Annotated in this window: 15 protein-coding genes; 4 read left to right on the top strand and 11 right to left on the bottom strand. The window is 59.1% G+C overall.

The genetic code is table 11. The features are described 5' to 3' along the window. Positions 1-8: 8 nt before the first annotated feature. From B0D71_RS09780 to dapA, 3 genes are read right to left on the bottom strand one after another with little or no spacing between them, the layout of a single operon-like run. Positions 9-767, bottom strand: coding sequence for an MBL fold metallo-hydrolase (locus B0D71_RS09780; RefSeq protein WP_103394580.1), 759 nt, complete (start codon positions 765-767; stop codon positions 9-11). Between the two features lie 4 nt (positions 768-771). Continuing rightward, positions 772-1887: an outer membrane protein assembly factor BamC gene (gene bamC, locus B0D71_RS09775; RefSeq protein WP_103394579.1), complete on the bottom strand. Its 1116-nt coding sequence runs from the start codon at positions 1885-1887 to the stop codon at positions 772-774. A gap of 17 nt (positions 1888-1904) precedes the next feature. Then, a complete protein-coding gene (dapA, locus tag B0D71_RS09770; RefSeq protein WP_007979774.1) occupies positions 1905-2783 on the bottom strand; it encodes a 4-hydroxy-tetrahydrodipicolinate synthase in 879 nt (292 codons plus the stop codon). A 328-nt stretch (positions 2784-3111) separates the two neighbouring features. Here dapA and B0D71_RS09760 point away from each other — a divergent pair, with 328 nt between their 5' ends. Continuing rightward, the gene (locus B0D71_RS09760) at positions 3112-3672 is read left to right on the top strand and encodes a glycine cleavage system transcriptional repressor (RefSeq protein WP_007979776.1); all 561 of its coding nucleotides are present in this window, start codon (positions 3112-3114) and stop codon (positions 3670-3672) included. Positions 3673-3682: 10 nt separating this feature from the next. Continuing rightward, positions 3683-4156 (top strand): peroxiredoxin, encoded by a 474-nt coding sequence (locus tag B0D71_RS09755; protein ID WP_103394578.1) that lies wholly within the window; start codon positions 3683-3685, stop codon positions 4154-4156. Between the two features lie 124 nt (positions 4157-4280). On the opposite strand, the gene B0D71_RS09750 is transcribed toward B0D71_RS09755, so the two are convergent. Together B0D71_RS09750 and B0D71_RS09745 are read right to left on the bottom strand one after the other, a co-directional pair. Then, positions 4281-5351: an AI-2E family transporter gene (locus B0D71_RS09750; protein ID WP_103394577.1), complete on the bottom strand. Its 1071-nt coding sequence runs from the start codon at positions 5349-5351 to the stop codon at positions 4281-4283. A 31-nt stretch (positions 5352-5382) separates the two neighbouring features. After that, positions 5383-5622 carry a sulfurtransferase TusA family protein gene (locus B0D71_RS09745; RefSeq protein ID WP_103394576.1) on the bottom strand — a complete coding sequence of 80 codons (240 nt, stop codon included), beginning with the start codon at positions 5620-5622 and terminating at the stop codon, positions 5383-5385. A gap of 98 nt (positions 5623-5720) precedes the next feature. On the opposite strand from B0D71_RS09745, the gene B0D71_RS09740 reads away from it, so the two are divergent. After that, positions 5721-7154, top strand: a complete 1434-nt coding sequence (locus B0D71_RS09740; RefSeq protein WP_103394575.1) for a M48 family metalloprotease — start codon at positions 5721-5723, stop codon at positions 7152-7154. Between the two features lie 76 nt (positions 7155-7230). Here the strand turns inward: B0D71_RS09740 and B0D71_RS09735 are convergent, their stop codons facing one another. The 4 genes from B0D71_RS09735 to rpoE form a co-directional block, all read right to left on the bottom strand. Next, positions 7231-8658 carry a DegQ family serine endoprotease gene (locus tag B0D71_RS09735; protein WP_103394574.1) on the bottom strand — a complete coding sequence of 476 codons (1428 nt, stop codon included), beginning with the start codon at positions 8656-8658 and terminating at the stop codon, positions 7231-7233. 178 nt (positions 8659-8836) lie between these two features. Further along, positions 8837-9796 (bottom strand): MucB/RseB C-terminal domain-containing protein, encoded by a 960-nt coding sequence (locus B0D71_RS09730; RefSeq protein WP_103394573.1) that lies wholly within the window; start codon positions 9794-9796, stop codon positions 8837-8839. A gap of 8 nt (positions 9797-9804) precedes the next feature. After that, complete coding sequence (locus tag B0D71_RS09725) at positions 9805-10392, bottom strand: sigma-E factor negative regulatory protein (RefSeq protein WP_103394572.1); 588 nt, start codon at positions 10390-10392, stop codon at positions 9805-9807. A 31-nt stretch (positions 10393-10423) separates the two neighbouring features. Then, positions 10424-11005 carry an RNA polymerase sigma factor RpoE/AlgU gene (gene rpoE / locus B0D71_RS09720; protein WP_003172477.1) on the bottom strand — a complete coding sequence of 194 codons (582 nt, stop codon included), beginning with the start codon at positions 11003-11005 and terminating at the stop codon, positions 10424-10426. A 552-nt stretch (positions 11006-11557) separates the two neighbouring features. Here rpoE and nadB point away from each other — a divergent pair. After that, positions 11558-13174 carry an L-aspartate oxidase gene (gene nadB, locus B0D71_RS09715; RefSeq protein WP_103394571.1) on the top strand — a complete coding sequence of 539 codons (1617 nt, stop codon included), beginning with the start codon at positions 11558-11560 and terminating at the stop codon, positions 13172-13174. Here the strand turns inward: nadB and B0D71_RS09710 are convergent. Both B0D71_RS09710 and B0D71_RS09705 read right to left on the bottom strand, forming a co-directional pair. Continuing rightward, complete coding sequence (locus B0D71_RS09710) at positions 13143-13595, bottom strand: protein YgfX (RefSeq protein ID WP_103394570.1); 453 nt, start codon at positions 13593-13595, stop codon at positions 13143-13145. The genes nadB and B0D71_RS09710 overlap by 32 nt on opposite strands. Beyond that, the gene (locus B0D71_RS09705) at positions 13579-13833 is read right to left on the bottom strand and encodes an FAD assembly factor SdhE (protein ID WP_007979797.1); all 255 of its coding nucleotides are present in this window, start codon (positions 13831-13833) and stop codon (positions 13579-13581) included. Before B0D71_RS09705 ends, B0D71_RS09710 begins: the two co-directional genes overlap by 17 nt. Positions 13834-13866 lie beyond the last annotated feature (33 nt).

The following is a 13866-nucleotide window of genomic DNA, read 5'->3' as shown; positions in this document are numbered from 1 at the left end:
TAGATGGGCTAGGCGATGTGACGCCAGTCGAGCCCTGAATCTTGATCGGCCAGTTGCAGCCAGTCCGGGTCGCACCCGAGGGTGTCGACAAAACATTGCCGGGCCAGCTGCGGCAGGTTGTTCTTGCTGCTCAGATGGGCCAGGACCAGGTGTTGCAGGTCTTTCCAGCCCAGCTCGGCCACCAGGAATGCCGCCTGGTGGTTGTTCAAATGTCCCAGTTCACCGCCCACCCGCTGCTTGAGAAAGTACGGGTAATGACCGCGAGCCAGCATGTCCCTGCAATGGTTGGACTCGATCATCAACGCATCGAGGTCCCGGTAACCGTCCAGCACCTTGTCACAATATGAACCCAGGTCGGTCAACAGGCCGAAACGCCGTTCTCCGTCACTGAAGACATATTGCGTCGGTTCCTGTGCATCGTGGGCCACGGCAATGACACTGATGCTCAAGGCACCGATTTGCAGCTGCTCGCCGCCGGCCAGAAAGCCTGCGGGTTCAATTGGTTTGCGCATCCCGCGCAAGGTCCCGCGACTGAGGTAGACAGGCAGATTGTAGCGCCGAGACAGCAAACCCACGCCATGCACGTGGTCGGCATGTTCGTGGGTCACGAGTATCGCGCTTAACTGCGCCGGGTTCACACCCAGGCGCAGCAGGCGTTTTTCGGTTTCCCGCAGGGAAAAACCACAATCCACCAAGACATACGTGTCATCGCTGGCTATCAGCGTGCCGTTCCCTTGACTACCGCTGCCGAGAACGGCAAAACGCATAGAATCAACCCAGGTTGTCTTGAATCTTGCTCAACACTTTACGCGCCACATCTGCCGGCGCCACGGTGTTGATGTTTTTCTCGACGGTGACCTGGACGTTCTCGCCAACCTTGCTCAGGCGAACCTGATAACGCTCGGCACGGGCTTCAAGCTCTTCCTTGTTCGGCGCGCTGCCGAACAGGCTGCTGAAGAAGCCTGGCTTGTCGTCTTTCTTCTCGGCTTTTTCGGCCAGGTTGATGTAGTACAGGCCCAGGCTGCGGTTGATGTCTTCAACACGCCACTCGCCTTGCTCCAGCGCACGACCGACGCTCGACCAGGCACGATCCAGGTCGGTACCGACGTTCAGCACAGGGTTGCCGCTGCCGTCTTCACTCAGGCTGACACGGCTAGGCGCGTCGAAATCACGCGAAGCCAGCATCGAGACCGAACCGCCCTTCTCCGAGATACGGCTCATGCTCGCGAGCATGTCGTCGACCAGTGCCGCGTCCAGGCCAGTGTTGACCGAACGGTTGGTGAAAGCCACGTCAGCGGTGCTGCCGGCAGGACGCTCGGCGCTGACCACATAGACTTCACTGGTGTTGCGCTGCACGCCCGGCTCGATGCGCACCCGCACGCGGGTTTCGCTGTCGGTGCTGACGCCGGCCGCGCTCAGGCGCTTGGCCACGGCGGCGGACAGTTCGTCGGAATGCTGCCAGGTCGTGGTGAATTCGCCGGTTTGCGGACGCTGTTCATCCAGGCGGAAACCGTTGTCCTGGAAGAATTGAACGGCCACAGGCCAGACTTCGGCCGGAGGGTTCTGCGCCAGGATGGAGCTGGTGCCGCCGCTCTTCTGCAGCGAGTAGGCACTGGCGTCGGCAGCCGCCGTCAGCGGCTGAGGACGAGGAACCACGTATTCGCCCGTGGCGGTGTCATCGGCCACGTTGCGCGGGATCGGCAACAGCGGATCCAGACGCTTGGCGGTACGGACATCCTGCGGTATTTGCATCGGTGCGGTCTGTTGCGCTTCCAGGTAATCGCTACCACGGTCACGGAAATAACCTTCCGGGCCCCAGATCCATCCGCAGCCACTGGTGCTGGAGATAATCAAGGCAAGTGCGGAAAGTCCGGCCATTCGCTTCATGCGTTGTACTTCCTCAATTAAACCAGGACGCTGCACTGGCGCAGGGCCGTGCGGAGCGTTTCGTGACAAGGTGCGCTCAGCCAGGTCAGCGGCAGGCGAATACCTTCGTGCATCAGGCCCATTTCAACCAAAGCCCACTTCACCGGAATCGGGTTGGCTTCGATGAACAGGTCCTTGTGCAGCGGCATCAGTTTTTCGTTGATCGCCCGTGCAGTCTCGGCATCACCCTTGAGGGCGGCCTCGCACAGATCGGCCATTTCACGCGGAGCGACGTTGGCGGTGACGGAGATGTTGCCTTTGCCGCCCATCAGGATCAGCTCGACCGCGGTCGGATCATCGCCGGACAGAACGATGAAGTCCTTGCTGACGCCATCAAGGATGGCTTTGGCGCGCTTGAGGTCGCCGGTCGCTTCCTTGATGCCGATGATGTTCGGCACGGTGGACAGGCGGATCACGGTCTCGGCCTGCATGTCGCAGGAGGTGCGGCCGGGAACGTTATAGAGAATCTGCGGGATGTCGACCGCTTCGGCGATGTGCTTGAAGTGCAGGTACAGGCCTTCCTGGGTCGGCTTGTTGTAGTACGGCACGACCAGCAGGCAGGCGTCGGCGCCAGCCTCCTTGGCATTGCGGGTCAATTCGACGGCTTCGCGGGTCGAGTTGGCGCCGGTACCGGCAATCACCGGAATACGACCATTGACCTGCTTGACTACCGCCTTGATGACGGCGATATGTTCATCGACATCAAGGGTTGCCGATTCGCCGGTGGTACCGACGGCAACAATGGCATGGGTGCCGTTTTCAAGGTGGAAGTCCACGAGTTTGCTGAGGCTGTCCCAGTCAAGACGCCCCTGTGCATCCATGGGTGTGACCAGTGCCACCATACTGCCCGCAATCATGAAACCGCTCCTGCCGGAAAAAGAGAGCCGTAATGGTACTGGCGCCAAGATGCTTGCACAAGCGAAGTACTGTGCTGCCGCCATTCCCCTTGGCGCCGGTTTTCGCTACCCTTCAGACTTTGATCGGTACAGACAAGCTCGTCCGTCGGGTTTCAGCCTTCATTTTCGGCATCACAAGTCCTGACCCAGCCTTGCCACGTCTCGCTCCCGCCCTGCCGGAGCTCGTTGCAACCTGTCACTCGGGGCTTTCTGAGTTCGCATCCGCAGGCTCGCTCCCGGCAAATCAGCCCATTGACGTACCGACCGCTCATCGCTTTAGGAATGCTGCATGTCCACCCCCACAGTTCGCGAACAATTCCTTGTTATCAGTGCCCTCGGCGCCAACCCCATGGAGCTGACCAACGTCCTGTGCCGCGCCAGCCATGAAAACCGCTGCGCCGTTGTCACCTCTCGCCTGACCCGTCATGGCGAATGCAGTGCGCTAGTGCTGGAAATCTCCGGTAGCTGGGATGCCCTGGCACGCCTGGAAGGCAGCCTGCCAGTGCTGGCCAAGCGACATGCGTTCACGGTCAACGTGGTACGCAGCGCTGCTCTGGAAAACCGTCCCCAGGCCCTGCCGTATGTCGCTTATGTCAGCTCGGCCTACCGCTCGGACATCATCAACGAGCTGTGCCAGTTCTTCATGGACCACAATGTCGAACTGGAAAACCTGACCTGCGACACCTATCAGGCTCCGCAGACCGGCGGCACCATGCTCAACGCCACGTTTACCGTGACCTTGCCGGCCGGCGTGCAGATCAGCTGGCTGCGCGATCAGTTCCTGGATTTTGCCGACGCGCTGAACCTGGATGCCCTGATCGAACCCTGGCGCCCACAGAACCCAATGTAAGGAAGCTTTCATGGCCGTTGCCATCGACCAACCGGTTGCCGATTTCGAAGCCCCCGCCACCAGCGGGCAGACCGTCAGCCTCGCCGGCCTGAAGGGAAAGCAGGTAGTGATCTACTTCTATCCCAAGGACAGCACGCCGGGCTGCACGACCGAGGGGCAGGGTTTTCGTGATCAGTACACCGCGTTCAAGGCCGCCAATACCGAAGTGTTCGGCGTATCTCGCGACAGCCTTAAATCCCACGAGAACTTCAAATGTAAACAGGAGTTCCCCTTTGAGCTGATCAGCGACAAGGACGAAGCCATCTGCCAGCTGTTCGACGTGATCAAGCTGAAAAAGCTCTACGGCAAGGAGTACATGGGCGTGGATCGCAGTACGTTCCTGATCGATGCCCAAGGCGTGCTGCGCCAGGAATGGCGCGGCGTTAAGGTACCTGGGCATGTTGATGCGGTTTTGGCTGCGGCTCAGGCGCTGAATAAAGCCTGATTACCTGGGCGTTCTTTCGGACGCCATCGCGAGCAAGCTCCCACAGGATTCACGTGATCCATTGTAGGAGCGAGCTTGCTCGCGATGAGGTCCTTCGCCTCACTGCATAAATCCACTTTCTGGATTAAAGCAGCGGCGCCACCACTGGCTCCTTGCGCGGCCATGCATCCAGCACAGCCTTGAACAGCGTCGCCAAGGGAATCGCAAAGAATACTCCCCAGAACCCCCACAGCCCGCCAAACAGCAGCACCGCGCAAATGATCGCCACCGGGTGCAGGTTGACCGCTTCCGAGAACAGCAAAGGCACCAGCACGTTGCCATCCAGCGTCTGAATGATCCCGTACACCGCCATCAAGTAGATGAACTGATCGCTCCAGCCCCACTGGAACAGCGCAATCAGAAACACGGGCACCGTTACGACGACTGCGCCGACGTAAGGCACCACTACCGAAATCCCCACCAGCAATGCCAGCAGCGCCGCGTAGTTGAGTTCAAGAACAACAAAGGCGATGTAGGTCACGCCACCGCAAATGAAGATTTCGATGACTTTGCCGCGAATGTAGTTGGCGATCTGCCGGTTCATTTCATGAGCGACCCGGGTGATCAGCGCCCGCTCACGGGGCAGGTAACCGCGTACCCACTGGCCGATCATGGCCCGATCCTTGAGGAAGAAAAACACCAGGATCGGCACCAGCACCAGGTAGATCATGATGTTCACCAGCAACGGCAGGCTCGACAGCGAAAACGTCAGCGCCCACTGACCAAACTTGCCGATTTCGCCCCGCGCCACTTCGATGGCCTGCAACACTTGCTCATCAGACACCAGGTGCGGATAGCGCTCGGGCAACAGCAACAACAGCGACTGCCACTTGGCGAGCATGCCGGGCAGCTCGTTGAACAACGTGATCAGTTGATGCCACAGCAACGGCACGACCACCACGATAAACACCAGCAACAACCCCATGAACAACGCAAAGACCAACCCTACCGCGACCCCTCCCGGCACCCGCAGGCGTTCAAGCGTCACCACCAATCCCTGCATCAGGTACGCCAGCACCATCCCGGCAAGCACCGGTGCCAGCATACCGCCCAGGGTCAGGACGGCGGTGAACGCCAGAAACAGCAGGACAGCCAGCACCACCGCTTCTTCATCGGAAAAATAGCGCTGAATCCAGTCGCGTAACACTTTGAACATCAATAATCCTTAGGGGCAAACGCAGCCAATTTCAGGCTTTTTTCAACCAGTAGCGGTATACACCGGCATCTTCTTCTTCACGAAGCAGGGTATGACCGGCCAATCGGGCAAAGGTGCGAAAGTCGCGCTGTGAACCTGCATCGGTGGCGATAACCTTGAGCACCGCGCCACTGGCCAGCCGGTTGAGCTCCATCTTGGCCTTGAGCAACGGCAGCGGGCAATTGAGGCCGCTGGCGTCCAGTTCAACGTCATGCTCTACAGCGTCGATCATTGCATCACTCCGGGTCAGGTGGTTGAGCTGCCTAGAATATCTGGTCGCAACGCCGGTGTCCGGCTACAGTAAGGTCTTTGTCGACTAAGGCTTTGTGCATGACATTTTTGCGCCCTACCCTGCTGACGCTCGCTTGCCTGCTCGCCTCACCGGGCTTCGCCGACGACCTGCCGTCACTCGGCGACGCCAGTTCTGCCATTGTCTCGCCTCAACAGGAATACCAGCTCGGCCGTGCCTGGCTGGCCATGTTGCGCAGTCAGGTTTCGCAGCTCAACGATCCGCAGCTCAAGGATTACGTGGAATCGAGCGTTTACCGACTGGTGGAGACCAGCCAGGTTACCGACCGGCGCCTTGAGTTCATCCTGATCAACAGCCCGCAGCTCAACGCCTTCGCGGCGCCGGGCGGGATCGTCGGGGTCAACGGTGGTTTGTTCCTCAACGCCCAGACCGAAGGCGAATATGCCTCGGTACTGGCCCACGAATTGGCTCACTTGTCGCAACGCCACTTTGCCCGTGGCGTCGAAGCGCAGCAACGCATGCAAGTGCCGATGATGGCTGCATTGCTGGCAGGTATCGTGGTGGCAGCCGCTGGTGGCGGTGACGCCGGGATCGCAGCCATTGCCGGCACACAGGCCGCCGCCATCCAGGAGCAGCGGCGATTCTCCCGCCAGAACGAGCAGGAAGCCGACCGTATCGGCATCCTCAATCTGGAAAAGGCCGGTTACGATCCCCGCTCGATGCCAACCATGTTCGAGCGCCTGGGGCGTCAGTACCGCTACGATGCCAAGCCGCCGGAATTCCTGCTGACTCACCCGGTCACCGAATCGCGTATCGCCGATACCCGTAACCGCGCGGAACAGTTTCCAACGGGCGGTATCGAAGACAGCATGCGCTACCAACTGATCCGCGCACGCGTACAGCTGATCTATGAGGAAACCCCGGGGCTCGGCGCCAAGCGCTTCCGCGCCCAGCTCGACGAGAACCCGAAAAACGACGTGGCACGCTACGGCCTGGCGATCGCCCAGATCAAGGGCGGCCAACTGAACGAAGCACGGGAAAACCTCAAGCAGCTGCTGGCCAAGTCACCCAACGAAATCATCTACAACCTGGCTCAGGTCGATCTGGATATCACCAACAATCGCCTGGCGGATGCCCAGTCCCGGGTTGATCGCTTGATGAGCCAGTACCCCGGCAACTACCCGCTGAACCAGGTGCGCGTCGACCTGCTGCTCAAGCAAAACCGCACCGCGGATGCGGAGAAAGCCCTCGAAGGCCTGCTCAAGTCGCGCCCGGATGATCCGGACGTGTGGTATCAGGTTGCCGAAACGCGCGGCCTGTCGGGCAATATCATCGGCCTGCATCAGGCTCGCGCCGAGTATTTTGCCCTGGTCGGTGACTACAAACAGGCCATTCAGCAACTGGACTTCGCCAAACGCAAGGCAGGCAGCAACTTCCCGCTGTCTTCGCGGATCGACGCGCGGCAACGCGAGCTGATGGAGCAGGAGCGCATGATCAAGGACATGATGGGCTGACGCCCTCGGGGACAAAAAGTCCGGACAAAAAAACCGCCTCTTGCGAGGCGGTTTTTTTATTCAGCCAACAACCGGATTACTCAGCCAGTTTGAAGGTGATGAAACTCGCACGTCCCTGGCGCAGCACCCGCATCGACACCGAGCGGTTCTTTGGCAGCGCCTTGGCGATGTCCGCGAACTCCTTGGTGGAACCGATGGCCTGGTTGTTCAGGTGAGTGATCACATCACCTGGCTGCAGGCCGATCATGGCGGCAGGACCGTCCTGCACTTCCTTGATCAGCACACCGCCTTTGAGGTCGTAGGTTTTCTTTTGCTCATCAGTCAGCTCGACCACGGAAACCCCGAGGCGATTGCTGCTGCGCTCGATGCTGGATTTTGGCAGCGCATCCAGGTCCTTGTCTTCATCCGGAATCGCGCCAACCGTCAATTCGACGTTCTTGCGCTTGCCCTCACGAATCACTTCCAGATTGGCCTTGGCGCCAGCCTTCAATGCGCCAACAAGGTGCGGCAGGTCGGCCGACATAACGATTGGCTGACCGTTCATGCTCAGGATCACGTCGCCAACCTGCAGCCCGCCCTTGGCAGCCGGGCCATCATCCTGAATCTGGGCAACCAGCGCACCGGCCGGCTTCTCCAGGCCGAACGACTCGGCCAAGTCCTTGCTCACTTCCTGAATCACGACACCCAGCCAGCCACGGCTGACTTTGCCACCGGATTTCAGCTGATTGGAAACATCCAAGGCCACATCAATCGGGATCGCGAACGACACACCCATGAAGCCGCCGGAGCGGGTGTAGATCTGCGAGTTGATCCCGACCACCTCACCGTTCAGGTTGAACAGCGGGCCGCCCGAGTTACCTGGGTTGATCGGCACGTCGGTCTGGATGAACGGCACATAGTTTTCATTCGGCAGGCTGCGACCGACGGCGCTGACGATGCCTTGGGTCACGGTGTGGTCAAAGCCGAATGGCGAGCCGATCGCGACAACCCACTGGCCGGCCTTCAGGTCCTGGGATTTACCGAGCTTGAGCACGGGCAGATCCTTACCTTCGATTTTCAGCAGCGCCACGTCGGATCGTGGATCGGTACCGATGAGCTTGGCTTTCATTTCGCTGCGATCAGCCAGACGAACGAGGATTTCGTCAGCATCGGCGATCACGTGGTTGTTGGTCAGGATATAGCCATCAGAAGAAATGATGAAACCCGAGCCCAGGGAAGTTGCCTCACGCTGACGGTCGCGAGGTGAGCGCGATTGCGGCGGCATGCCCCGCTCGAAGAATTCGCGCAGCATTGGCGGCAAGCCTTCGAGGTCGGGCATCTGCTGCTGACTGACTTTGCGATCCGGCAGCTTTTGCGTGGTACTGATGTTCACGACCGCAGGCGAGGCCTGTTCGACCAGTTGCGTAAAGTCAGGCAATTCGACCGCTTGGGCGGCGACCGCCTGACCGAGCACCAGCACGGTGGCAATAATGGAAAGGTAGGACTTCAAGCGTGGTATCGACATACGGCTCCCGTTACGACGAGCATGGTTAAGCGATATGGAGCAAGGAACACCGGGAACAATACGCCGGTATTTTTGTTCCGGGAACAACAAACAAGGCCAGAGCCGAGGGGCTCTGACCTATAAAAAATTTAAGGTTTTTTTGCAAATTGAAATGCTCACGAAACATTTCGAATTTAGCTCACTGCTTGGTTGCAGCGGCGTCGGCACGCATCGAAAGTGCTATCCGTTCAGCGGTACCGACCGGTATCTCGCCGACGACGGTCACCATCATGTCACCCTGTGCCGTGGCCAAGCGCCGGGAAACCGCAACGGTCGGCCCCAACTGAGTACGGGTGTCGGTGACGGTTGCGCCATTTAACGGTTCAAGGAATACCGAAAAACGCGCCAGGCCATCGTCATACATCAGGCTATTGACCTGGGTTTTGGTCTCCGGATCCTTGCGCGCGGTGCTGCTGGTCAACTCGAAGCCAGGCGGCAACCAGTCGGATCGCCAGGTCTGGGCAGGCTTGACGGCAGAGGCCTTGTCACTATCGAGGTTGACTGGCTTGCAATCGTTACTGGCCCGCAGGTCGTTTTCGGAAGGAGCGTCAGCCGTATCCAGGCGCGTGAACTGGAAGCGCTCCAGCAACCGCCCCTTGTCGTCCAGCAGCAAAGACTTCAGAGGCAGGCCGGTTTCTTTATCCAGATGCAGTTCAAAGCCGTAGCGATGTTGATCGCGGGGTGTCAGCGATACGATCACCGCCGAACGCCCGGCAACACGCGACTTGCCAATGACGGCAAGGTCATACCAATTCTTGAGCTTTTGAGGATCGAGCGCACGGGCAGCGGAGTTGGGGGAGTCCCCCAGACCTGCTATCAGTGTGCCGCTGACACATTGAGTATGCCCATCAATGCGAACGACTTCCTGAGCGGAGCCGTCGAGCTGAATCAAACGCTCGCGGACCTTTCCATCCTGGACACGGTGCCAGATGTTATGGGTAGAAAAACTACCGTTACGCTCGTAGACGAAAGTACCCTGAAAGCTTTGCTGCTGCTCTGCCTGGCCCAGGCGGGTCAACCAGTCCTGGGCATCGTCGGCTTGGGCTGGAACGATGAACCAGCCGCTGAGCAGAAGCGAAAGTAGAGGTATGGCGCGCATGATCCTCCTTAACGGTTTTCCAGACTTGCGGCACGAGCGTAAGGCAGAGCGCTCTCAGTGCCTTTCAGTGCAGCCTGTTGAGCATGTTGGCGCAAGTAGCCTGGCAGACGCTGATCATGCCAGCCTGGTTGACCTTGCAAAACGCCATTGGCCATTGGGCCAGTAGCTTCCGAACTCTCATTGTAGCCTGCCAGAACAGCAGGGCCTTTTACTTGAGGAACAGCCAATGCGGGTTGACTGGATTGCTGGGCCAGTTCGACACCGGCGATCTCATCCTGGTTGTAAAGACGCACACCGGCCAGTACCGCCAGGGTCACCGAGGCAGCGACAGCCAGACGACCCAGGCTGCGCCATGGACCGCGAGAAGCTTTTGCCGGCGAGGCTTCGTCAGCCAGGGCAGCGGAAACAGCCGCGGCGATGTCCAGGCGTGGAAGCAGCAGATCCTTGTGCATCACTGCCCGAGCGATCTGATAACGAGCCCATGTGTCACGGGTTTCAACATCGTCGCAGGCATTCAATACCCGACGCAATTCCAATTCGTCCGCTTCGTTATCCATCACTGCGGACAGCGATTCCTGCAGGGCTTCACGACTCATGGCGTTCCTCTCTTGGCTATCGCCGCTGTCTTTAGTTTTCCTGCAACAACGGCTGCAGGGCTTTATCGATGGCCTCCCGGGCGCGGAAGATCCGGGAGCGCACGGTGCCTACCGGACATTGCATGACACTCGCAATGTCCTCGTAACTCAGACCATCAAACTCACGTAAAGTTAAAGCCGTACGCAAATCTTCCGGCAGTTGCTGAATGGTTCGATGGACGGTGCCTTCGATCTCATCCCGCAGCAAAGCCCGTTCTGGCGACTCGAGATCCTTGAGGCCATGATCGCCATCGTAGAACTCTGCATCTTCGGAACTGACATCGCTATCCGGCGGCCGGCGGCCGCGTGAAACCAGATAGTTTTTCGCCGTGTTAATGGCGATGCGGTAAAGCCACGTATAAAACGCGCTGTCTCCGCGAAAATTTCCAAGTGCACGGTACGCCTTGATAAAGGCTTCTTGTGCCACATCCTGGGCTTCATGGGTGTCGTGCACAAAACGCACGATCAACCCGAGAATTTTGTGCTGGTATTTCAGCACTAGCAGATCGAAAGCACGCTTGTCGCCGCGCTGAACGCGTTCGACCAGTTGCTGATCCTCTTCCTGGGTTAGCATGAACACTCCTCGATGAGCTCGGAGGAGGCTTGCAGAAGTAAACCACCAGACTTGCAAACATAGACTCGGGCTTTTCGCAAAAGTTCTCCCCCTCCAGGCAAGTTTCCTGCGGGCTCTAATTTGGCACGCACGAAAAGCGCAGCGCGAGTTGACCCGGCTGCGCGAATAATCTTGTCATCGGACTCTTCGGCAAGGATCGCACTGCAATCCCGCACTGAAGCCGACACTGTCCCTTGTTTCAGGCATCCGTCTATTGATCTTGGCCCTTTGGCAAAAGTTCCAAATATTTATAGCTGTGCCGAACCGACATTGTGCAACCGTGATGGGAAAAAGACTGTTAAATCGGCGATACAGTCATTCTCGCGCCCAACGGGCAGAAAAACATCCGACGAAGCGTCCAATGTTTTGCGTCACAGTAGTTTCACAATGCCATGCTAGCTCGGGTATTGTGCCGCTCCCCCCCTCTATATACTAGTGGGCTGTGCGGCTGAGCTGACTCGCCAATCCAGCTGCGCCACCCCCGACCCGGGTCGCTTTGAGCGGAATCCTGAAATGAGCCAACAGTTTCAACACGATGTTCTGGTAATTGGCAGCGGGGCTGCCGGCTTGAGCCTTGCGCTGACCTTGCCCGGTCATTTGCGCATTGCCGTTCTGAGCAAGGGCAACCTCGCCAATGGCTCGACTTTCTGGGCCCAGGGCGGCGTTGCAGCCGTGCTGGATGACACCGACACCGTTGAGTCCCATGTCGATGACACGCTCAATGCCGGCGGCGGCCTGTGCCACGAGGACGCCGTGCGCTTCACCGTCGAGCACAGCAAGGAAGCGATTCAATGGCTGATCGACCAGGGCGTGCCCTTTACCCGCGATGAACAGTCGAGTAACGAAGATGGCGGGTTCGAGTTCCACCTGACCCGCGAGGGTGGTCACAGCCATCGGCGCATCATCCACGCCGCCGATGCCACGGGCGCCGCCATTTTCACCACCCTGCTCGACCAGGCCAGGAAACGCCCGAACATCGAACTGCTGGAACAGCGGGTTGCGGTTGACCTGATCACGGAGAAACGCCTGGGCCTGGAAGGTGATCGCTGCCTCGGTGCTTATGTGCTCAATCGCGGCACCGGTGAAGTCGACACTTATGGCGCCCGTTTTGTGATCCTCGCCTCCGGTGGCGCGGCCAAGGTTTACCTGTACACCAGTAACCCTGACGGTGCCTGCGGCGATGGCATCGCCATGGCCTGGCGCTCGGGCTGCCGGGTTGCGAACCTGGAATTCAATCAGTTCCACCCCACTTGCCTGTATCACCCGCAAGCCAAGAGCTTCCTTGTCACCGAAGCCCTGCGGGGCGAAGGTGCGCACCTCAAGCTACCCAACGGCGAGCGTTTCATGCAGCGCTTCGACCCACGGGCCGAGTTGGCACCACGGGACATCGTCGCCCGGGCCATCGACCATGAAATGAAACGCCTGGGTGTCGATTGCGTCTACCTGGACATCAGCCACAAGCCTGAAGCCTTTATCAAGACGCACTTCCCGACGGTGTACGAACGCTGCCTGGAATTTTCCATCGACATCACCAAGCAACCGATTCCGGTGGTCCCAGCGGCGCACTACACCTGCGGCGGCGTGATGGTCGATCAACAGGGTCGTACCGATGTGCCGGGGCTGTACGCCATTGGCGAGACCAGTTTCACCGGCCTGCACGGTGCCAACCGCATGGCCAGCAACTCGCTGTTGGAATGTTTCGTCTATGCCCGCTCGGCGGCCGCGGACATTATCGAACAGTTGCCCCGTGTTTCGATGCCAGCCCCCCTTCCCGCCTGGGACGCAAGCCAGGTCACCGATTCCGATGAAGACGTGATCATTGCGCACAACTGGGATGAGCTGCGGCGGTTCATGTGGGACTACGTCGGCATCGTGCGCACCAACAAGCGCCTGCAACGGGCGCAACACCGCGTGCAACTTTTGCTGGATGAAATCGACGAGTTCTACAGCAACTATAAAGTGAGCAGAGACCTGATTGAACTGCGCAACCTGGCCCAAGTGGCCGAGCTGATGATTCTGTCAGCCATGGAGCGCAAGGAAAGCCGTGGCCTGCATTACACCCTCGACTACCCGGACATGTTGCCGGTCGCGCTGGACACTATTCTGGTGCCGCCCACCTACGTCGGCTGAATTTGAGCCGGACCCGCAGGCGTCGGTGCACATCCGCCGCCTGCGCATCCCGGGGCACGCAAATGGCCCTGACCCGGCGCTCCCCATGCAGACGAAAACGCAGTACCACAATCAACGGCAATGCCAGGCTGTCCGGTCGCAATTGTACGGGTTGCCAACCTTTCGCTCGACTCCATAACTGCCAACCATCGGCATCGCGCCGCAAGCCGCAAAAGGCCTGTGGGTGCGTCAGCAGGATCTGCCGGGGCAGCGACCAAAACCCGTGAGCCACGCACAGCACAACGCCGAGCGAACTGGCCCAGACCGGAATCGACAGTAAAAACAAAGAACCCAGCGCGAACAGCTGGACAAAAAGATACGCCGCCAGCAACTGCCGAGAGGCATGCCAGCGGCATTCGAACCCGTTACTTGGGCTGGACACGATCCAGGATCATGCGAACCATGCGTTGCAGCTCAGGATCCTCGGATTCGCTGCGTTCCATGAACCAGCCGAACATGTCCTGATCCTCACACGTCAGCAGTCGGACGTACAACGCGCGATCTACCTCATTGAGCGTTGCGTAAACCTCTTTCGTGAACGGCACCAGCAACACGTCAAGCTCAAGCATGCCGCGGCGGCTGTGCCAAAAGAGGCGGTTCAGTTCAACATCTTCGACCATGGAGCGCTCCTCAAATAGGCCGCAAGTATACAG

Origin of the sequence: Pseudomonas laurylsulfativorans, assembly GCF_002906155.1 — a bacterium.
Taxonomy (GTDB): domain Bacteria; phylum Pseudomonadota; class Gammaproteobacteria; order Pseudomonadales; family Pseudomonadaceae; genus Aquipseudomonas; species Aquipseudomonas laurylsulfativorans.
This window is presented reverse-complemented; position numbering and strand designations above follow the sequence as displayed.